This is a genomic window from Alloacidobacterium dinghuense (genome assembly GCF_014274465.1).
GTDB classification, from domain to species: domain Bacteria; phylum Acidobacteriota; class Terriglobia; order Terriglobales; family Acidobacteriaceae; genus Alloacidobacterium; species Alloacidobacterium dinghuense.
Map to the genome: position 1 here is coordinate 333,861 of NZ_CP060394.1, position 21,108 is coordinate 354,968.

At 53.2% G+C, this 21,108-nt stretch carries 13 protein-coding genes; 10 read left to right on the plus strand and 3 right to left on the minus strand.

Annotated elements, in window-relative coordinates; translation table 11 throughout:
• The first annotated feature begins 332 nt into the window (after window positions 1-332).
• From H7849_RS01365 to H7849_RS01405, 9 genes are all read left to right on the plus strand, one after another.
• On the plus strand, window positions 333-1,328 hold the full coding sequence (locus tag H7849_RS01365; protein WP_186743648.1) for an NAD-dependent epimerase/dehydratase family protein: 996 nt from the start codon (window positions 333-335) through the stop codon (window positions 1,326-1,328).
• Entirely contained in the window at window positions 1,321-2,076 is a 756-nt protein-coding gene (locus tag H7849_RS01370) for an NTP transferase domain-containing protein (RefSeq protein ID WP_186743649.1), read from the plus strand. The genes H7849_RS01365 and H7849_RS01370 overlap by 8 nt, the downstream gene beginning before the upstream one ends.
• A 224-nt stretch (window positions 2,077-2,300) precedes the next feature.
• Window positions 2,301-3,059, plus strand: a complete 759-nt coding sequence (locus H7849_RS01375; RefSeq protein WP_251106531.1) for a GHMP family kinase ATP-binding protein — start codon at window positions 2,301-2,303, stop codon at window positions 3,057-3,059.
• Window positions 3,060-3,072: 13 nt separating this feature from the next.
• A complete protein-coding gene (locus tag H7849_RS01380; protein ID WP_186743651.1) occupies window positions 3,073-5,412 on the plus strand; it encodes a GumC family protein in 2,340 nt (779 codons plus the stop codon).
• Window positions 5,396-6,325, plus strand: coding sequence for an SLBB domain-containing protein (locus H7849_RS01385; protein ID WP_186743652.1), 930 nt, complete (start codon window positions 5,396-5,398; stop codon window positions 6,323-6,325). The genes H7849_RS01380 and H7849_RS01385 overlap by 17 nt, the downstream gene beginning before the upstream one ends.
• Window positions 6,326-6,455: 130 nt before the next feature.
• Window positions 6,456-7,643 (plus strand): O-antigen ligase family protein, encoded by a 1,188-nt coding sequence (locus H7849_RS01390; protein WP_186743653.1) that lies wholly within the window; start codon window positions 6,456-6,458, stop codon window positions 7,641-7,643.
• Window positions 7,644-7,654: 11 nt separating this feature from the next.
• Window positions 7,655-8,866: an acyltransferase family protein gene (locus H7849_RS01395; RefSeq protein ID WP_186743654.1), complete on the plus strand. Its 1,212-nt coding sequence runs from the start codon at window positions 7,655-7,657 to the stop codon at window positions 8,864-8,866.
• Window positions 8,866-10,011: a glycosyltransferase gene (locus tag H7849_RS01400; protein ID WP_186743655.1), complete on the plus strand. Its 1,146-nt coding sequence runs from the start codon at window positions 8,866-8,868 to the stop codon at window positions 10,009-10,011. Before H7849_RS01395 ends, H7849_RS01400 begins: the two co-directional genes overlap by 1 nt.
• Complete coding sequence (locus H7849_RS01405; RefSeq protein WP_285288921.1) at window positions 10,004-11,278, plus strand: oligosaccharide flippase family protein; 1,275 nt, start codon at window positions 10,004-10,006, stop codon at window positions 11,276-11,278. Before H7849_RS01400 ends, H7849_RS01405 begins: the two co-directional genes overlap by 8 nt.
• Before the next feature lie 18 nt (window positions 11,279-11,296).
• Here the strand turns inward: H7849_RS01405 and H7849_RS01410 are convergent, their stop codons facing one another.
• Together H7849_RS01410 and H7849_RS01415 are read right to left on the minus strand one after the other, a co-directional pair.
• A complete protein-coding gene (locus H7849_RS01410; protein ID WP_186743657.1) occupies window positions 11,297-12,880 on the minus strand; it encodes a rhamnogalacturonidase in 1,584 nt (527 codons plus the stop codon).
• A gap of 132 nt (window positions 12,881-13,012) precedes the next feature.
• Window positions 13,013-14,764 carry a proline--tRNA ligase gene (locus H7849_RS01415; RefSeq protein ID WP_186743658.1) on the minus strand — a complete coding sequence of 584 codons (1,752 nt, stop codon included), beginning with the start codon at window positions 14,762-14,764 and terminating at the stop codon, window positions 13,013-13,015.
• A gap of 436 nt (window positions 14,765-15,200) precedes the next feature.
• Here H7849_RS01415 and H7849_RS01420 point away from each other — a divergent pair, with 436 nt between their 5' ends.
• Window positions 15,201-17,117, plus strand: coding sequence for an alpha-L-arabinofuranosidase C-terminal domain-containing protein (locus H7849_RS01420; protein ID WP_186743659.1), 1,917 nt, complete (start codon window positions 15,201-15,203; stop codon window positions 17,115-17,117).
• 412 nt (window positions 17,118-17,529) lie between these two features.
• Here the strand turns inward: H7849_RS01420 and H7849_RS01425 are convergent, their stop codons facing one another.
• The gene (locus tag H7849_RS01425) at window positions 17,530-20,967 is read right to left on the minus strand and encodes a TonB-dependent receptor (RefSeq protein WP_186743660.1); all 3,438 of its coding nucleotides are present in this window, start codon (window positions 20,965-20,967) and stop codon (window positions 17,530-17,532) included.
• Window positions 20,968-21,108 lie beyond the last annotated feature (141 nt).

Consider the following 21,108-nt stretch of genomic DNA (forward strand, 5'->3'; position numbering starts at 1 on the left):
TTTGGGCATGGACCTCCATCCGTCTGTCCTGGCGGTGAGTAGGAAGAATCCAAGGCTAAGTCAAGCAATAAGTAACAGCGTACTAAGTTATTGGTCTAGTTATGGACATATATCGCTGGATATGTGTCACAAGTCAAGTCAAATGCATAATTTACAAGAAAACTTCGGTAATGTTTCCAGCCGGGGCAGAATTTGTTAGCGTTTTCTGCAAATCAGCAATCGACACGATTATGCTTAGTAACTCGCTCATCGCATTTTTGGACCAACGAGCTAGTTGGCTCCTTTAAGAAAAGTAGTATTCAGAAGTACCTGCAGTCTTTGATATCTGCCCAATGTTTACGAGTTCATCTGCCAATGTCCAGGGACGCCGATACTTTCTGACTGGTGGGACCGGTTTCATCGGCAGCCATCTTGCAGGTGCGCTTCTTGAGGATGACTGTGTCGAAAGCGTTACCTTGTACGACAATTTCTCCTCCGGGCGTGAGTGGCATTACGAAGCGCATGAGAGCGATCGTCGGCTTCATGTGCGGCGCGCCGATCTACAAGATCTAACGGCCTTGACCGAGGCGATGGCTGGGTATGACGTTGTGGTGCACTTGGCGTCGAATCCAGACATTGCTCGTGCAGTGTTCGAGCCTCAGATTGATTTCGAGCAGGGGACACGGTTGACGAACAACGTCGTCGAAGCCATGCGTCGATCAGGCGTCAGGCGGTTGCTGTATGCCTCCGGAAGCGGTGTTTACGGCGACCTTGGCACCTATGAAGTCAATGAGGATCACTGTCCATTGATTCCGATATCGACCTACGGTGCGAGCAAACTCGCTGGCGAGGCGTTGATCGCCAGCTACTGTGCGATGTTCGATCTAACCGCATGCGTGTTTCGATTCGCAAATGTGGTAGGCGCCCGGCAGACTCATGGCGTCGGACTTGATTTCGTGCGCCGGTTGATAATCAATCCGAAGAGATTGCAGATTCTTGGAGACGGGAAACAAAGCAAGTCCTATATTCATGTTTCCGATGTTGTAAGTGCTCTGCTACGTGTCGAGGCGCATTCTAAAGAACCCTTCGCTATCTTCAATGTTGCCAGCGAGGACGCGATTACGGTGACGGAGATCGCGGAGCTTGCTGCAGAATGTCTGCAGCTGAATGTGCTACCGGACTTTGAATACACCGGCGGCGACCGGGGTTGGAGGGGCGACGTGCCAGTCGTCCGACTTAATTGCAACAAAGTCAGGGGATTGGGTTGGGCATGCCGCTATACAAGCCGCGAAGCCATTCGCATCGCCTTAATGGAAATGATTGCCGACGGGCGAGTCTGTTATGCATAGCGATCTACCTCCTCTCGCAATTCTTGCCGGCGGGCTTGCCACGCGCATGCGGCCTGCGACGAATGATGTTCCGAAATCCATGCTCAAGATCAGTGGCGAGCCCTTTGTCGCCCACCAATTAAGACTGTTGGTTGGGCAAGGCATCGAGGACATCGTCATCTGCTGCGGGCATTTCGGAGATCAGATCGAGGCCTTTGCGGGTGATGGGGCAAGATTCGGATGCCACATTCGATATTCCTATGACGGCAATAGTCTACTGGGAACAGGCGGCGCACTGCGACGCGCTGTACCACTGCTGGGCGACAGCTTTTTCGTGATGTACGGTGACAGCTACCTGTTGGCAAACCCGGTGCGCGCATGGAGAGCCTTTCTTCTCTCAGGGAGGCCGGCATTGATGACAGTTGTCAGGAGCGACAGGCAATGGGATGCGAGCAATGTTGAGGCGGTAGACGGAGAGATCCTTTTCTATGACAAGCATAGCCGCACGCCAAGGATGCGCCATGTCGATTATGGCCTGAGTCTGATGCGATCCAGCGTCCTTGCCCCTTGGCCAGATGATGAGCGATTTGACCTCGCTGATGTAATGCGGGATCTAGCCACGAATCGAAGGCTGGCTGCACATGAGGTACATACTCGGTTCTACGAAATCGGATCTCCTGAAGGCTTTCGTGCGACGGAGCAGATGTTGGAAGCTCTTCGGAAATCGAGAGAGAGCGAGCTGCTATCTCTGGCCGGGTGCGAACGGTGATTATAACGCGTACGCCCCTGCGCATTTCTTTTGGCGGTGGTGGCACGGATTTGCCGTCATACTATCGAGAATTCGGGGGCTTTGTACTATCAGCCGCCATTAATAAGTACGTCTATATCACCATCAATAAAAGTTTCTTGCCAGGATACTTCCTGAAGTATTCAGAGATGGAACATACACAGACATGTGAAGAGGTGAGGCATCCGCTTTTTCGGGAGGCATTGATGTTGCACCAGGCACCTCGTCCGCTGGAGATCGTAAGTATTGCCGATGTTCCGGCTGGAACAGGTCTGGGCTCATCGGGAGCATTCTTAGTGGGCCTGATCCACGCTCTTTATGCATACGAGCGAAAGAGGACAACTGCCGAGACACTGGCGCGCGAGGCAGTCGATATCGAAATGAACCGTTTGAAGGAGCCCGTCGGCAAGCAAGATCAGTACGTTGCTGCATATGGCGGTCTTCTTTGTCAGGAATATAAATCCGACGATTCAGTAAGTATGACTGTTTTGAGGGTCAGCGAGACGGCGCTTAAGGAACTTCGCGACTCACTCATGCTCTTCTTTGTCGGACAGACGCGTAGCGCTTCGGCGCTGCTTGACGATCAAAGAAAGCGTTCGGAGCAGCGTGAAAAGGACATGTTGGATGGGCTGCATTTCGTGAAGCAGCTTGGGCAGGAGATACGCCGTGTGCTTGAAGCGGGCGCAGTACATGAACTTGGCCTACTTATGCATCAACACTGGTTACGGAAGCGAGGCCGATCGAAAGGTATGACGAATGATCGAGTGGATGAATTGTACGAGCTAGCCCGAAGCCGCGGTGGCGCGACCGGCGGTAAGCTCGTAGGCGCCGGTGGCAACGGCTTTCTACTGTTACACACCCAGGACAGAAAGCGTCTCCGCGCAGCCATGGCGGACGCGGGAGCCAGCGAGATGGAGTTCAATTTCGATTTTGACGGCTCAGTCGTCATGATGCGCAACGCTTAGACCTGAGGATGATATGGCCGTTGCCCCTGTGAGGATTGCGCAAGTTCCTGATCTTCGTGCCATCCGCGAAGACGAGATGACATTGGGAGGAGCGACGGCAGTACTCAAAAAGCGCTGGGCGATTTTTTTATGCATCTTTGCTGTGTTCTTGGCGGCGACCACGTTGTATTGCCTGTTTGCAACACGCCGCTACGAGGCAACCGGTCAGATTCAGATACAAAAGGATAGTTCGGGGGCCTTCGGGCTTGAGGGCAGCGTGATGGGTGATGCTGCTGACTCCGCTTCTGATGCACTGGACTACAACATAACGTTGCAGACAGAAGCGAACATCCTAAACTCCGAGTCGCTGGCACTCCGCGTAATTCAGGATCTTCATCTCGAAACGACCGAAGACTTCTATCCGCCCTCGAAAACACGGCATGAGCGGCTACTTCCACCGTGGCTCTTCTTCTGGAAGAGGCCGGTCGAACCGTTGGCCGTACCTCTCGATCATGCGCCGAACCGGCGCTATGTGGTTCTCAAAATATTTGCGAGTCATCTGAAGGTGGAGACGGTGACGGGCACACGGCTAATCAATGTCAGCTATTCGAGTCCTGATCCACGCCTCGCCGCCGAGGTGGTGAATCATCTGACCAGCGCCCTTATGGATTACTCGTTTCAAGCGCGCTTCACAGCCACAGCGCAGGCGTCGAATTGGCTCACGACACAGTTGGACGATTTACGGAAACAGACAGAGGATTTGCAGGCTAAGGCGATCACTCTTCAGCGTGACACGGGTATGTTTGGGGACGACGAGTCACACAATGTAGTCTTGGCGCGGCTCGAAAGCCTAAACGAAGCCTTGGCCGCAGCGGAGTCGAATCGTATCTTGAAGGAGGCGGTCTATCGCGCTGCCCGTAGCGGCGACCCCGAGTTGATCTCAGGACTTAGCGGGAACGCCAGCGTTGGTGCTGTTGCGTCGATGGCGAATTCATTGAGCCTGATCCAGAACTTGCGAACTCAGGAGGCGACGGCAAAAGCAGAACTGGACGAGGACAAGATCAGATATGGCAGTGCTTATCCGCGTATCGCAGAAGTACAGGCAGAGCTGAATGGAATCGAGAAGGAAATACAGGATGAGGTGCACCGCATCGGCGAGCGGGCTCGAACGGACTATGAGATTGCTTCACGAGCTGAAACTTCGGCGCGCGACGCATTTGAGGGACAGAAGAAGGTCGTCAATGCCTTGAATGACAAGGCGATTGCCTATGGTCTCGCAAAGCAGGAGGCTGATGAAAGTCGTGACGTTTATGAAGGGCTGCTGGCAAAGCTGAAACAGGCGGGAGTACTTGAGGGATTGCGATCCACCAACATTACAGTAGTAAATCCCGCGCGTGTGCCCCCTCCGAATCGGCCGAAAAGCCCGAATGTTTTGCTCTATTACGCAGCCGCCATCGTCGGTGGTTTTATCTTCGGTGCCGGAGCGGCATTTCTTCGAGATCTTAGCGACACCAAGGTTAGATCACTTGAAGAACTGGAGCGATTAACTGGAAACCCGCTGTTAGGACTGATTCCGGAGATACGAAAGGGTCGAACATTATCCCGCAATCCTTGTCAAACAAGCGCGCTCTTATACTCAAAGCCGTCCAGCGATCCGCAGACATTCCAAATTGTGTCATCGACTTACATTAGCAGTCCCTTTGTCGAAGCATTGCGCTCCCTACGAACGTCACTTATGTTGTCGCGCAGCAGTAAGGCTCCACAAGTAGTACTCGTGACGAGCTCCAATGCAGGCGAGGGAAAAAGCACGGTGTCACTCAATTTGGCAACCGTGCTGGCCCAGCAGGGCGTACGCGTTCTTTTAGTGGACGCTGATTTGCGGCGTCCAGTGCTGCATGCCCGAATGGGATTGCAGGTACAAAACGGTCTCAGTGAAGCCTTATCAAGCGATCATATTCACCCTCAGTCGCTACCGAGCGACAAAGTGCCGAATCTCTATGTCCTGTGTGGCGGTACGGTTCCTCCCTTTCCAGCAGAGTTGCTGGCATCGCGAAGGATGCGTACTTTGGTGGCGCGATGGAGGACGGAGTATGACTTCGTAGTGATGGACGGACCGCCGGCTCTTCCAGTTACTGATGCGATTGTTCTGGAGCAGCTCTGTGATGCAGTGTTGCTCGTAGCTCGATACGGAGCTACGGAGAAAAAGGCGATCCACCGGAGCCATCAGATTCTTAGTAGGCAATTGCCAGAGCACGTTATGTTGGGCACCGTCCTCAATGCTGTACCGGGACGATCTTCCGACTTCTACGAATATTATGGCTACCGCAGCCGTACATATAACGCTGAAGGAGTGACAAATGCAGCTCCGGAATAGCGCGGGGGGCCTAATTCTGGTTTGCCTTCTGATTAGCTTTGAGCTTGGACAGTCCAGGGTTGCAGATGGACAAACAGGCACTTCTACAGGGAATATCCGCGAAAGCCTATTGATAGGTCGCGGCGACCTATTGCATATCACCATCTTTCGTGAACCGGACTTGGAACAAAAAGTGCGCGTAAAGGATTCGGGAGAAATCGACTTAGAACTTGCTGGACCACTCAAAGTAGCAGGGCTTACACCCTCAGATGCAGCTCGATCCATTGGGGAGATCTATAAGCAAGAACACTATCTCAATCACGCGGAAACTTCAGTTGTTATCGAAGAATATGCCACGCAGAGCATAACGGTTCTTGGTCAAGTAAATAAGCCCGGGGCATTTACTGTAACTACCGGACGTGGCTTGCTCGACGTGCTCGCAATGGCTGGAGGTTTAACGGAAGCAGCGGACAGGCATATCACGATCAAGCGCGCGGAGCAAAACGTTAAGAGCGTTGTGTTTCTGCCGAACGATGCAGTTGCCAGTCTTCAGGCTGAAACGGTCGTCTTTCCAGGGGACACGGTGCTTGTGCCCAAAGCTGGAATCGTATACGTGCTTGGTGATGTTGCTCGCCCCGGTGGATATGTCATGCAGGATGACGCGGGATTGACTGTGTTGCAGGCCATTGCCTTGGCGTCGGGGGCAAACCGGACGGCGAACGAAGGTGCGACCAGATTGATTCGTAAGGTGAGTGGGAGCTATCAGGAGAGCACCATCTCTTTGCGCGATATGGAGCGGGGGAAGAAGCCGGACCTCCAACTCGAAGCGGATGACGTGCTTTACATTCCCTTCAGTATGGCAAGAAATGTGGTTCTGGGTACATCCAGTATTTTGTCTTCAACGAGTTCGGCAGCCATTTATGCAGCACGATAAAAAATACGAGACCCGGGCCGCACTATGGCTACGACAAGTTGAAATTGAAAGCGTCATATCCGCCTGTATTCTCGCGTTCTTTGCGATCCAGGGAGCAATTCCTGGTATAGCTCCAAACGAAGCAAACGAGATGACCAATACGGCGGCTACTGGTCTAAGCAAGATTGTTGGCATCGGAGCGCAGATTCTGGTGAATGGTGGAATTTGCGTTCTTTTGCTTTTGCATCTGCGCCGTCTGCGACGTTTTGCGTTCTCCTTGCAGTGGGCAGTCTTCATTGCGGCTTTTGCTGTCTGCTCAACACTGTGGTCCCAAGATGCTTTGACAACTCTTCGGCGGTCCATTCCGTTTGCGCTGGCTACCTTGTTTGCCCTGTACTTTGCATCAAGATTTCAGACTGGGCAGCAGCTATCGATTTTGGTGAGCACAATGGCCGTATTGGCTCTTGTAACGATCTGTCTGGCGTTATTTGTGCCATCGATTGGAATGGAAGCATCCAGAGGACATTTCGGCAATTGGCAGGGAGTCTTCACGCAGAAGAATGCCTGTGGACGTGCGATGGTATTTAGTTCGGCGGCGCTGCTTTCTATTGGCCGCGTAAATGTCAGGCGTCTTGTTTACTTTCTGCTGTTCTCATTTGTGCTCGTGATGAGTGGATCTCGTGCAGCCTGGATGATTGAGGGGGGCTTGCTGTTTGGCTACGGCCTATTGCGTCTCCTGGAACGCTTCCAGCCATGGAGTCGTGCGCTTGCCTTGCTTGTTGCAGCGTTCGTTGTGGCAACTTCAGCTATCGCTGCGTGGATGTATTTCCCGGTGCTTACTGACTTACTAGGGCGAGACGCGACTCTGAGTGGGCGAACGGCGATCTGGCAACAGGTGTGGGCAGCAATCCTTAAGCATCCGATGTTGGGCTATGGCTTCGCTGCATTCTGGCAGGGCATGAAGGGCGAGTCATACAACGTCATTCTCGCATTGCGTTTCGTGGTCTTCCATGCGCACAATGGCTTTCTCCAAATCTGGCTCGAACTCGGCGCTGTCGGCCTACTGCTGTTTCTCTTGAGCTACTTGCGTGCTTGGCGCAAGCTCTGGCCAATTCTGCAGTCAGAGAGTATGAGAAGTTCATTTTGGATGATCTTTGTGCTCCTCTTGGTGGGCGTGTATGACTTGGACGAAAATACACTGCTCACATTCAATGGCCTCTTCTGGGTCTTGTACGTTAGTGTGTTGGCCAATCTAGAAATCCTGGCACGTGAACACATGGAGCGGCGGCGATTCGCCCTTGGGCCCGCGAAGTTGGCTGCGTGCCTACGCACGCCATGATCTAGATCGGCATGGTGACGACGCAGATCGTTTACGCGGACGCTGACATGTGCTCAGCGGAAGTAACCGGCCGTTTTTACCGTCCTGAACTGGATGTTCTCCGTTTCTTCGCGTTCTTCGCGGTTTATCTCTGTCATAGCATTTCGAACGATACTGTGGCAGGAACTTCAACGACAAACAGCAATAGCCTGATTCACGTATTAGCTGCAATCAAAGATGCGGGGAACTTTGGAGTCTGCCTCTTCTTCATGCTCAGTGCCTTTCTTATCACTGAGCTTCTGCGCCGTGAGCAGAAGGCGCATGGAAGTATTGAAGTGGGTGCCTTTTACCTGAGGCGCATGCTTCGCATCTGGCCGCTGTATTTTGGTATTACCATTGTTTATTTCCTGGGTGGACGGTACTTTCATGCAATGCGCATGGAGTCAGGCCGAGTCCTTGCGTACTTCTTCTTAGCGGGAAACTGGTACATTGCGCTTCATCCCTGGATACAAACGCCTCTGCGCTCTCTCTGGAGCATTTCAGTAGAAGAGCAGTTCTACCTAGCGTGGCCTCTACTGGCCAGGTTCGGTGGCGTGCGATGGCTTACCAGCGCGTCTATCGGGGTCGTTCCAGTTTCAATATTGACCATATGCGTTATATCCGTTGACTCGATGTATGCACACAATACAGTATGGCTGAACAGCTTTACTCAGTTTCAATTCTTTGCCTGGGGTGCGCTGCTTGCGCTTGCCTTGAACGGAGGTACACCTAAAATCGGCCATATGGCTCGGTGCGCATCGGGATGCGCAGGTGTCGGGTTGTGGTTGCTCGCAGCGTACGCGACCGGAATCAAACGGCCGGGAGTGCAAGCCTCTTGCTTGCAATTCTGCCTAGGTTATGAGCTTGTCGCATCCGGATGCATATTGCTATTGCTCGCGGCGTTGGGTGCGCCAAGACGGCGTGTCCCTGCATGGGTAATCTACCTCGGCAAGATTTCTTTCGGATTGTACGTCTTTCATGAAACAGCATTCTTAATTGTCGATGAGGTACAAAAGCATTCAACCAATTCTGTACCTTCTTTTGCGGCTTGGACGTCTCAACACTCTGCGCTCAGTCTGATACTCAACAAGGCGTTGGCTTTCTGCGTAACAGTTCTGCTGGCTATGCTGTCCTATCACTTCTGGGAGAGCCCATTCTTACGACTCAAACAAAAAATTACCCGAGTTCAATCACGAGGCACTTAATGCAATCGAGAAGAGTACTCGTCTACCGCAACGAACTTCTCCCACCGTCTGAGACCTTTGTCCTTTCGCAGGCACGCGCGCTTCGAAGATTTCAACCCTTGTTTGCAGGCCTTGAGCGGGTACGTGGCGGTCTGGATTTGACTACGCACCCGGTCATTACCTTGTGCAGGTCCGAGGCATGGCATGAAAAAGCTAAGCGCAGAATCTTCCTGAGAACGGGACGAAGCCAGAAACTCACCGCTGTAGTAGCGAAACAAAATTCTCAAGTCGTACATGCGCACTTTGCTATCGATGCATGCGCTGTGTTGCCTGTCGCGAAGGAGCTGAGAGTTCCACTCATCGTGACCTTACATGGATATGACGTCTCGTGTACCGACGAATTTCTGAAGGTCTGGCCAACGACCAGAACGTATTTACGGCGCAAAGAAGAGCTGTGGGAGTATGCAACATTGTTTGTCTGCGTTTCCGAGAGCGTTCGTCGGCGTGCACTTGTTCGCGGCTTTCCCCAACAGAAGCTCTGGGTCCACCGGATCGGCGTGGAACTTTGTAGCAAGAAACAGCGAGAGGAAAAGCGCGATCCAAGATTAGCGCTTTTTGTTGGCAGGCTGGTTGAAAAGAAAGGGTGTATTCATTTGATCCGCGCGATGAGTGGCGTGCAGAAAGCCATCCCTGAAGCCCGGCTCGCCATCGTTGGAGATGGGCCCTTGCGGAGAGCATTGGAGCACGAGGCTGCATTGCATTCAAGCAATATCGTTTTTCTCGGTCATCAATCGCATGCAATTGTGCGGCAGTGGATGCGACGAGCCAGTGTGCTGGTAGCCCCGAGCGTTCCAGCAAGTAGCGGTGATTGCGAAGGTCTGCCAACGGTGCTCTGCGAGGCCCAAGCTGAAGGCTTGCCTGTGGTCGCATTCGCTACGGAAGGCGTTACAGAAGCCCTGCCAGCGGATCGGCGAAACTCTCTGCCGAGGGCGGGTGATGTTTCCGGTTTATCTCAGGAAATCATTCGCTTTATGGAGGACGATCGGATCTGGCAACAAATAAGTGACGCAGGAAAATACTACGCTGGACTTCACTTTGACCTGGCGGCGCAGACGCACTTGCTCGAGAACAAGTACGAAGAGGTGATTGCGAGGGGGCATGCCTGAGTCGGCCAGCTTGCAGAGGAATACGCTATGGATGATTGCAGGCCATGGAGTGTCTCTAGTTTTTCAGGCTGCATATTTCATCCTGATCGGCCGAACGCTCGGAAGCCATGATTACGGAGCATTTGTCGGTGTTGTCGCTCTCGTCAATGTTCTCAGTCAATTTAGCAGCTTAGGAATGGAAATGATTCTCGTGCGCAATATCAGCCGGGTGCGCGAGTCATTCTCGACCACATGGGGCAGCGCTCTGCTAATTAGTGCCTGCGGATTTGCAGTGCTTCTCATTTTGGCTATAGCAATCGGTCATTTCACTCTTAAACCAGAATTGCAACGGCTGATTCCCTATATTGCGCTGTCTGACGCTTTGTTCGGAAAGATCTGGCAACTTTCAAGCCGCGCCTTTCAAGGGGCAGGCATGTTGACACATACTGCGAGATTAACAGCGCTTTCGAATATCACCCGTGCGGTGTCCGCTTTGGGGCTGTTTCTTCTGGTGTTGGTTACGCATTGTCATGCTGATGCGCTCTTGTGGACGCGGATTTATTGGCTTTCCTCACTCGCAACAGCCATCGTCTCTTTCAGCTGGGTTACAAGGTCTTTGGGATGGCCTGCCTTCGCACGTATCCAAATGTGCGATCTAACGGATGGTTTGAGCTTTTCGCTGTCCAGTTCTTCGATTTCTGTTTATAACGACATCGATAAGACTTTGTTAGCAAGCATGGGTCAGCTGCAGGCAGCGGGGATATACGCCGCGGCCTACAGAATTATTGATGTTGCCAGCGTTCCAATTTACGCCATCTATACAGCGGCCACGCCGCGCTTTTTCCGCGAGGGCGGGCGCAGAGTGTGTAATGCATCTGCGCTTGCCGGGCGATTGTTGCGCCGGACGATTCCGTATGGTGTCGTCATGGCTCTGTTGCTCTTCGCAGGCTCTTCATTTTTACCCCTTGTATTTGGGAGATCGTTTCGGGGCTCGGTGGAGGCGTTGCGATGGCTGTGCCTGCTGCCGCTGATTCGCGGGCTACACTACGCATGGGGGACGACTATCACTGGATCCGCGTCACAATGGTATCGAACAGCCACTCAACTGGGAGCCGCAGGAATGAATCTGCTTCTCAATGTCGCGCTGATTCCACGCTGGTCATGGCGAGGAGCAGCCATAGCTAGTTTGCTTACAGATGCCGCCTTGGCCGCAGGGAGCTGGGTTGTTTTGCAATATCTTCGGGCTAAAGAAGACGCGCGAACAATTGCGATTACGCAGCTTGTGTGATCGCAGATTGCGCCTATCTTAGAATTCTGCCGATTCGGCGGTCGAAATTTCTTTGTCTTTTATCTTTGGACAGCCAAAGAGACGGAAGCTTGCCACCTTGCGCAGGCGAAAAGGGGAATGATTGTCGCCAGGAAGCTTGATGCGGAAAAGATCGGCATCTGTAACCGTATCGAGCACAAAGGCGGGACGCGTATCCGGCGAATCGTAGGCAATCTCAACGTTTGTAAGCTCGATATTGTTTACGTGACGAATATAGAATCCGTGTGCGGGCATCGGGCCGAACATGTGCGGGTCAGGGTAGCCGACTTCATTTTCGGCGGGTTGAAGCGCTGCCATCTCCGCCGTTCCGCCACCTTGATGATGCAGGTAAACATTGCTGATCTTCAAATCGGTGATTGGATGGTCGGGGATTCCACTGATGATCGCCGCGTATTTCGAAACCGCGTTGTAGCTGACGATATTGCTGAGGATGATTCGGCGGCAATTGCCGATGGGAACGCCCTTCGGGCCTCGCATCCGGCTGCCAAGACGAATAAAGATGGGCGCTTCAGAGATATCGCGCATGGTGATGTTGGTGAATGCTATGTCTTCCAGCAGCGCGCCATCTTCACTTTCAAGCGCAATGCCATTGCAGCCTTCGAAAACGCAGTTTGAAACAGTAATGTTCTTGAATCCGCCATTCGATTCGGTGCCGAATTTGATTCTTCCTGTTCGAGGCACGTGAAAGTCCGGCGGGAACTTCTTGAAAGTGCCGTCAAGCAGCGTTCCGAGCTCGTAGCTGCCGCTCAAGTAGCAATTCGTGATGGTTACATTCTCCGTCGCGCGGGCGTAACCCAGAGCAAACGAACTCTTCGGGCAGATGCCGTCGTCCCACGGCGAATTGACGGCGCAATTCGAGACGCGAACGTTCTTGCAGCAGTCGATATCGATGCCATCGCGATCGGTATCGATTTTTAGATTGTCGATGATCAGGTTATCTACGCCTGTAGCGAGGACGCCGAAGTGACCACCTTTCAGAATGGAGAAGTTAGCGAGCGTGACGTTGCGGCAGCTCTTGAGTGCGAGCGCCTTGTTGCCGATACGTGGTTCCTCGGCGCGCGGTTCTTCGCGTGAGCCACGGCTCAGGCCTTTGCCCCAGATAAGACCCGGGCCAAAGATGGATACATCGTGCAGATTTTCTCCCCAGATCAGGCTGTTGTGCCAATGGTTGTGGCCGTAGTCCTGGTAATCTTCCCAGGGAGCATTCGACTCAGCGGGGTCGTACCCGTCGCTGCGGTCGGTTGGAGTTTCGGCTGCAAGGATGGTCGCGCCTTGCATGATTTGGAGGGCAATGTTGCTTTTCAGACGGATGGAGAATGAATTGTAAGTGCCGGTGGGGAAGAGTACCGTGCCGCCGCCTGCATTGGCTGCTGCATCAATAGCCCGATTGATCGCGGGCGAGTCGATGGTCTTGCCGTCGCCGGTAGCACCGAAAGAGCGCACGTCATAAATACTGCCGTGGGGCTGGCCTGAGGCAGACTGCGCAACGAGGCTCATAGGGGCGAGCGCCCCCGCCGCTCCAATTGTGGTGTATTTCAGAAAATCGCGGCGCGGCTGTTGCATATGGTTCGCTCCCCCAAAGTGGTCTGACCTCTTAAAAACGATACATTACTCCCTGGAGATTTGTCCGCATGCAAATGCTCTAGGGAAGATTCTAAGGTGGAGCGTTCCCGGGTGCGGAACGCTCCGATTGGATTAGACCGCTTTCTGTAGCGTCGTCGCCACGTCAGAGATGGCAACGTCAGCGCTGGAAGAGGTGGCGCGCGTTACGATCTCGACTTTGCCTTCGGCAGTTTTTTTGCCAACGTTGATGCGGTAAGGAATTCCGATCAGATCGGCGTCCTTGAATTTGACTCCGGCGCGCTCCTCGCGGTCGTCGAGGAGGACGTCGAATCCAGCCCCTTCCAGATCTGCGGCAATCTGTTCGCCGACGGTTAACAGTGCGGAATCCGACACGTTCGTAATCGTCACCACAACCTCAAATGGAGCAATCGAACGCGGAAGCCAGAAGCCGTTGGCATCGTTGCTCTGTTCAATGGCCGACGTCAAAATGCGCTCGATGCCGATGCCATAGCTACCCATGATCGGAGTTACCTCCTTACCGTTCGGGTCAAGGACACGTGCACCCATGCTCTCAGAGTACTTATAGCCCAACTTGAAGATATGGCCGATCTCAACTGCTTTTGCCACCTTCAGCGGAGAGCAGCATTGCGGGCAACTTTCGCCCTCAACCACACTGCGCACGTCCGCGGCAATCGTCCATTTGAAATCGCGTTGAGGCGTCACGTTTCGATAGTGATAGTCGAGCTTGTTGGCGCCGCAGACCATGTTCTGGCGCCCTTCGAGAGCGTGGTCAAGGATGACTATGACGCCCTCTTCACCGATGGCCTTAGCGGGAACCAGACCGATTGGTCCGAGGAAGCCTGCCGGACCGTGGATGTAGCGGTCGAGTTCTTCTGGCTGCATCGGCCTCAAGTCGGATGCTTTAATCAGACCAAGCAGCTTTGTTTCGTTGACCTGGTGATCGCCGCGCAGAAAGACAACCACCGGGCTCCAGACTGATTCGCCCCTGGCTTTCTTTGTTTCTGCCATATAGGCGACGCACTTGATGTCCTGCGCTTCAGAGATATTGAAGAACTTCGCGACATCAGCAACTGCTGCGATACCCGGAGTTGTAACCAATTCCGGCATGCCGTCCCCAGTTGCATCAAGCTCAGTGACAGGCGAGAGCTGCGAAACTGCCTTTTCAAGGTTGGCAGCGTAGTGGCATTTGGGGCAGCTAACGATGATGTCCTCGCCTGCATCGGTATAGACCATGAATTCCTGCGACTGCGAGCCGCCCATAGCGCCGGAATCGGCTTCGACGGCAACAAAATTCAGTCCGCAGCGCGTGAAGATGGCGCGATACACCTGATCGTGCAGGTCAAAGCTCTTATCGAGACCAGCCGCGTCCAGATCAAAGGAGTAGCTATCTTTCATGATGAATTGCCGGACACGCAACAGCCCTGATTTCGGACGTGGCTCATCACGAAACTTGGTCTGAATTTGATACCAAATTTGCGGAAGTTGTTTGTAGCTGCGCAGTTCCTTCCGGGCGATGTCGGTCATGACCTCTTCGTGCGTGAAGCCGAGGCTAAGCCATGCGCCCTTGCGGTCCTGCAGGCGGAACATATTCTGCCCAATCGCCGTCCAGCGGCCGCTTTCTTCCCAAATGGTAGAGGGGTGAATGGCGGGCAGGAGAAACTCCTGGCCAATCTTGTCCATTTCTGCGCGTACGACGCCGATGATCTTGTTGATCGAGCGCTGTCCGAGAAACAAGTAGGAATAGATTCCAGCACCAAGCTGCCGGATGTATCCGGAGCGGACAAGGAACTTGTGGCTGGCGACTTCGGCATCTGCCGGAGCCTCCCGAAGTGTAGGAATGAACAATTTCGACCAACGATGCATGTTTACTTTGTGCTTTCTCAATAATTGGGATGGGGCGTAAATTCTCATTCTAACCGCTACAGTCCTCATGAAAGGATCTGCATCGATTGCAGGCTTGCGCAATTATCTTTGATGATCGTTGCAACCTTGGCATGGAGATATGGGCTGTTCGGGCGCGAGAGCGATCATTGCCTTTACGTCTACAGCAGGGAATGCTCAAGGGCCGATCGTCTGTGAGCTGAATGATAGAGGTGGTCGCACTTCTCAGCTCGTGAGAGTTGACAAGCTAGTCCCAAACGCTTCCGAACCGGATGGCGCGCGAGCTCTTCTAAAAGAGAACACAGATAGCCTGCTTAAGATCACAACATTGTCCTGAAAATGTTTACTCAATGGGTGAAATTCTAGAAAGAGGAACGGCTGTATACTGGCAGCGCCACGTTCCCTGAAAGGTGACTAAATGTCAAGGAAAACGTTTGCCAAATTCATAGTCCCGACGATCTGCCTCGTCGTATCGGCAGTAGTGTGTGCACAAACTGGAGAGGCGCCCGCCATCCTGACAATTCAGGTCGATAAGCCTGTGTCGAAGGTGAGCCCGACGCTATATGGGCTGATGACGGAAGAGATCAACTTCTCCTATGATGGCGGCCTCTATGCGGAGATGGTTCGCAACCGGACCTTCCGGCCTAACAGGTCGAACGTTCCGAACTGGATCCTTGTTGAAGATGGTTCTGCGCAAGCAAGAATGAGCATCGACCAGGGCACGGGGCCAAGCGAAGCGCTTCCACACAGCCTTCGCCTTGATGTTGCCAGAGCTGATGAGTCAAATCCGGCCGGCGTTCTCAACGAAGGTTACTGGGGAATGCCGCTGCGTCCCAATACCACCTATCAAGGCTCTTTCTATGCCAAGGAAGACTCGACAGTTGTTGGGCCCGTGACGATCGGCCTCATCGCTAATCAGAGTGGAAAGGTTCTCGCCACGACTACGATTTCGGGGGTCACCACAGACTGGAAGCAATACACCTTCACCCTAAAGACTGCAGCGATTGAGCCGTCAGCTGCAAATCACCTGGTGCTCACAGTTGCACATCCCGGCGCACTTTGGCTAAGCCTCGTTTCGCTGTTTCCTCCTACTTACCGTGACCGAGTCAACGGCAATCGCATTGACCTGATGGAGAAGCTAGGGGCCATGCATCCCGCCTTTCTGCGTTTCCCTGGCGGCAACTATCTCGAAGGCGATCACATACCCGAGCGCTATGAGTGGAAGAAGACCATCGGACCGCTCGTTGATAGGCCGACGCATCCCAGCCCATGGCGCTATCATTCATCGGATGGTCTTGGCCTGCTTGAGTTCCTGGAATGGTGTGAAGACCTGAAGATGCAGCCGGTGCTTGCAGTCTATGCGGGATACTCGATGGCGCAGGAGCATGTGAATCCGGGAACAGATCTTGATCCTTATGTTCAAGACGCTCTGGATGAGATTGAGTACGTCGTCGGTGGGACGGACACGAAGTGGGGTGCGGTTCGCGCGAAGAATGGACACCCGGAACCGTTCCAGCTGAACTATGTCGAAATCGGTAACGAGGATTTCTTCGATCGCTCCGGTAGTTACGATGGGCGCTATGCGCAGTTCTATAAGGTGATTAAGGCGAAATACCCTGATTTACAGCTGATCGCGACAACGCCTGTGAAAAGTATTCGCCCTGATGTAGTCGATGATCACTACTACAGGCGCGCAACAGAATTCTTCAATGACACAACGCACTACGACAAGACAGATCGCACCGGGCCCAAGATCTTTGTGGGTGAGTGGGCGACGCGTGAAGGTTCCCCGACACCGAACTTTGGTGCGGCACTGGGTGACGCCGCATGGATGACGGGGATGGAGCGGAACAGCGACATTATTGTGATGGCCGCGTATGCGCCGTTGTTCGTGAACGTGAATCCCGGCGGTATGCAATGGGAAACGGATCTTATCGGCTATGACGCGATGCGCAGCTACGGTTCGCCCAGCTATTACGCGCAGGTGATGTTTGCAGATTACGTCGGCGACGAGACACTTGCATCCAGTCTGGAAAATGGAGGGCCGAAACTGTTCTACTCGATCACGCGGGACTCGAAGGACAAGCGGCTTTATCTGAAGCTGGTGAACGCGTCTTCAAAATCGCAGACAGTCGACATCAAGTTCTCAGGCGCAAATCTCGCGAGCACCGGAAAACTGGTGAGTTTAGAAGCGCACGACACGCAAGCTACCAACACGATCGATCAGCCTAACAATATTGTTCCGGTTGAAAGCACGCTGCCGAATGTGGGCAGCACTCTACATCACACCATGCCGGCATATTCAATTCAGGTGCTGTCGTTGGATCAGCGCTGAAACAACGCCTACCCAGGCGGCGGCCCCCTCCCCCTCCCCCGCATCTCGCGTCTTTATTTTTCAATGAGATAGCGGGGGATCATCCCCCGCTATGCTGCTGATTCTGCTAGGGTTAGGTCGGTTCTGGTGTTTTCAATCACTTAGCGGGGGATTGTTCCAAAAGCTGGTATTGCTTCAGTCCTCTTTTAATGCCCTTATATCTAGGATACCAACTTAGGCGAAATAGTACGCCAATTCTGGCTTCCTATTAAGTTATTTAGATTCATTAGTTATGACAGGTAGTAACCAGGAAGGTACTTGACAAGGATTTTGGGGGCAAAATTATCTCCAAGAAAAAGGGCGCTCCCCGCTTAGTCGGAGCACCCCTTTTCTGCCTGAATAAACTCCCCCTTCTAGCCGCTTGATAGATTTTCTAGAAGAAGAATTTCGCCCCAAGTTGCAGGCGCCGAGCGTCGTAGGACGAGGTGACTTGCCCGAAGTTCCCATCCGACGAGTTCGCGTCAATCCCCTGGAACTGGGTGTGATTGAACGTATTGTAGGATTCGAACCGCAATTCAAGTTTTGGTCCGGCTTCGTTTGAAGTAAGCGGAATGTTCTTGAACAGCGACATGTTGAAGTTGAAGAGTCCGGGCAGGATAACCGCATCTTTTCCCGAGTTCCCGAACCCTTGATTTGTGCCACCATTCCACGGGGCGACTGGATTTGCGAAGGAGCTTGTGCTAAACCAGGCAGTCTGCTTCTTGGGGTAGGACACACCTGTTACCTGGTTCTCACGGTTCGTAGCGCCGTTGCCACCTAGTCCAAGTGAATCAGGCCCTGTGTAGTTGATCGGCTGGGGTAGCCCCGATTGCGCGAATGTAATTCCAGAGAACACCCATCCTCCGAGGATCGTGCGCTCAGCCGTGTTTGAGCTGTGCAGGAACCAGGGAAGATTGTAGATGTAGCTAGCGTTGAAGATGTTGCGTCGATCGAAGGCGCCAGACCCATAGTCGTAATGCGCATTGAAGGGGTTTGTAAGTTGATTTAGATCGTTGCTCACCTCGTCGAGCTCGTGTGACCAGGTGTAGGAGAACTGCACTGTCCATCCGTGCCGGTTCTCTATACGCAAACCTGCCTGGAGTGAGTTGTAGTTGAAATTGGTTTCATTCTCCTCCTGCTGGACGCCGCTGAAGCCGGGGAAAATTCGGTACAGGTTGGCGTTTGGTTGAATGCCAAGAGCAACATTGGCAGTGTTGGTGGCGACTGCCTGCCGTTTGGCATAACCCACCGCGGGATCGGTTAATGGCAGGGTATTAATCTGTCGATCGTCGTTCTGGTCCCAACCCAACGAACCAACATATTGCAAGACGGCGACTATCGATGGTGCTACCTGCCGTTGTACTCCGAGGCTATACATTGCAGTTCCCGGAGGCGAGTACTGATACTTGAGGTTGGTAAGAGTCGATGGAAATGTTTGAGATGTTGTGCTTCCAGTCAGAGCGCTGCTATTTGGGTTGGAGAAGTAAACATTGTTGGCGGAAGGCTGATAGGCAAAGGGTGGATTCAAGGCTGCGTTGTATACATCGTTGCCCTGGACACGCTCAAAGAACATGCCAAATCCGCCCCTGAGTACAGTCTTTCCGTCTCCGGTGACATCGTAGGCAAAACCGACTCTCGGCTGCCAGGTGTCGTACCGATTCTGAACGTTTCCGCGGGGGAAACCATTCACTCCGGCCTCGCGGATGCCATTGAGGTAGAACGGCTGGTTGTTAAAGCTCGTGAGTGAAGCGGGGTTCAGGGTTCCGTCTGGATTGAGCGGATACCCTTGGGTCGTGTCGTAATCCGCGGGAACGAAATTCGCGAATTGGTCGAATCGTTCGAAGGCGTGCGGTAGTCCATCGAAGCGAAGTCCGATGTTGAGAGTCAAACGCGGAATGATTTTCCAGTTGTCGTTAGCGTAAAAGCCATAGTTATTGTTCACCCAGTGCTTGCCGGCAAGAAACTGCAGCTGAGTAAAGCTAGCGGCATCGCCCAGCAGGAAGTTGACATACGAATCCTGGGCAAAACTGCTGTTGTTGAACACTGCCGTGCCCTGCGTATTGGCCTGCAGTTGCTGATTCTTAACGGCGTGCAACCAACTAAATCCGAACTTGAACTGATGCTTTCCATGCGTCCACGACACGTCGTCCCGAGGTTCATAACCAAAGTACGAATTTTTCCATGGGTAGTAGCTGGAACTCCAGTTGACGCTGTATGGAGCTTGCAGGTCGATCTCTGGCATACGACTTCCGACATTGTTTGCCAATGGGAAGAAGCTGCTCGCCGACCATCCGGATGGCTGCGCTGAAATGCCAACAGGATCAAGATTGATGGTGTTGCCACTGAAGAGGAACGAGGTCTCATTCAGCAGCGACGGGGTATAGGTCTGCGTGAGTTTCAAACTCGAGGACCACGAGGGGTTGAGCATGGCTGTGCCCACGGTTGGGTACGTGCTGTCACCCCACAGCGGTGGGTAGTACGTCTGGGTAACTGCATCGTGCAGGTAATGGCCACTGAACTGGAACTTCGAACTGAAGTTGTGGTCGATGCGCACGACGTCTTCACGAACGTCGGTAGGCTGGGGAATCGACGAGATGTATTGATTGGTTCCGAGGTTTGGCTTTGGGAATGTGCCCGCATTCAACTCGAGGAGTGCGTTGGGATCCATCAGGTTGGCAGGAATGGTGTTGTTCGGGAATGGCTGGCCAGGAGTCAAACCATCCTGCGTGTATAGGGCCTGCTTGGCTGGATCAGTAGTGACGGGGACGATCGGAATCTTTCCGTTAGCCGGAACTTGATATGCCAATGACTGTCCTGCAGTCGGGAAATTCGCCGCAGCAATATCGTTCACAACGTTGGGCGAACTTCCTTGAATGAGTCTTCGCCACTCTTCATTCACAAAGAAGAATGTTTTGGTTTTTCCTTCGTTATAGACGTGGGGAATCCACACGGGGCCGCCGATGTTGAAGCCGGGTTCATTTAGACGGAACTCGGGCCGCGGTTTGCCGGCGAAGTTAATGAAGTAGTTGTTGGCGTCGTAGTCCTCATTCCGGTTGAAGTACCAGACTGCGCCATGGAAGTCGTGGGTGCCCTGTTTGAGAACCATCAGGATGGTCCCGCCAGAGCCGATGCCGTAATCAGGGCCATAATTGCTGTCGAGCGTTTGAAATTCCGCGAGTGCGTCCATCGAGGGCAGGGAACTGAAGCAGCCGCCGCAGCCGCGGTCGTTCAGTTCGCCTCCATCCAGCATGTAGATGTTGTGGGTTACGCGGGTTCCATTGAAGCTGATACCGTTAGCGGAGGTGAGAGCATTCACGCCGCTAAACAACGGCAAATTATTCGATTTGCCCATGCCCAAGGCTGCAAGCGCGGTCACGTTGCGACCGTTGGTTGCCAACTGCGTGACCTGCTGACCACTGATGAGGTTGCTGAGTTCGTTGGTTTCCGTTTGAATCTGCAGTGCGTCTGCCTGGACAGTGATCGTTTGGCCGGCAGCGCCAATCGTAAGCTTGACATCTTCTTTCAGAGTCTGGCCGGTGTTCACTGAGATGCCGGTCCTGGTGTAATTCACAAAGCCGCCCGCTGATGCGCTCAGTGTGAAATTGCCAACGCCTACGTTGGCAAACAGATAAATACCATCGTTGTTGGATACGGTTTGCCTTACCTGGCCAGTTGCAGGATTGGTAAGCGAAATGGCGGCATTCGGAACAACGGCACCGCTGGGATCCAGTACTGTTCCGGTTATGGTTGCGTTTTCCTGCGCCCAACTGCGTGGCGCAAGTGTCAGGGCGAGGATAACGACACTCGCCAATATGAATCGAGAACGAAGCATCTTAACCTCCTAATATTCAAGTCAGTCGTCGCAAGACTATTTATGTGCCTCGTCTACTGCTAAGTATCTGTAACGAGGCAATGCAGGCCCGTTCGAAAAGCGGTCAATTACAGTGTGACGGAAACGTTTTCTGAGTCTTTC

What these genes read in the sequence shown, in the direction of transcription:
- H7849_RS01400 (WP_186743655.1), top strand. Translation starts at nt 8,866, where the DNA reads ATGCAATCGAGAAGAGTACTCGTCTACCGCAACGAACTTCTCCCACCG.
- H7849_RS01390 (WP_186743653.1), top strand. Translation starts at nt 6,456, where the DNA reads ATGACCAATACGGCGGCTACTGGTCTAAGCAAGATTGTTGGCATCGGA.
- H7849_RS01365 (WP_186743648.1), top strand. Translation starts at nt 333, where the DNA reads ATGTTTACGAGTTCATCTGCCAATGTCCAGGGACGCCGATACTTTCTG.
- H7849_RS01395 (WP_186743654.1), top strand. Translation starts at nt 7,655, where the DNA reads ATGGTGACGACGCAGATCGTTTACGCGGACGCTGACATGTGCTCAGCG.
- H7849_RS01370 (WP_186743649.1), top strand. Translation starts at nt 1,321, where the DNA reads ATGCATAGCGATCTACCTCCTCTCGCAATTCTTGCCGGCGGGCTTGCC.
- H7849_RS01415 (WP_186743658.1), bottom strand. Translation starts at nt 14,764, where the DNA reads ATGCATCGTTGGTCGAAATTGTTCATTCCTACACTTCGGGAGGCTCCG.
- H7849_RS01425 (WP_186743660.1), bottom strand. Translation starts at nt 20,967, where the DNA reads ATGCTTCGTTCTCGATTCATATTGGCGAGTGTCGTTATCCTCGCCCTG.
- H7849_RS01420 (WP_186743659.1), top strand. Translation starts at nt 15,201, where the DNA reads ATGTCAAGGAAAACGTTTGCCAAATTCATAGTCCCGACGATCTGCCTC.
- H7849_RS01385 (WP_186743652.1), top strand. Translation starts at nt 5,396, where the DNA reads ATGCAGCTCCGGAATAGCGCGGGGGGCCTAATTCTGGTTTGCCTTCTG.
- H7849_RS01405 (WP_285288921.1), top strand. Translation starts at nt 10,004, where the DNA reads ATGCCTGAGTCGGCCAGCTTGCAGAGGAATACGCTATGGATGATTGCA.
- H7849_RS01410 (WP_186743657.1), bottom strand. Translation starts at nt 12,880, where the DNA reads ATGCAACAGCCGCGCCGCGATTTTCTGAAATACACCACAATTGGAGCG.
- H7849_RS01375 (WP_251106531.1), top strand. Translation starts at nt 2,301, where the DNA reads ATGTTGCACCAGGCACCTCGTCCGCTGGAGATCGTAAGTATTGCCGAT.
- H7849_RS01380 (WP_186743651.1), top strand. Translation starts at nt 3,073, where the DNA reads ATGGCCGTTGCCCCTGTGAGGATTGCGCAAGTTCCTGATCTTCGTGCC.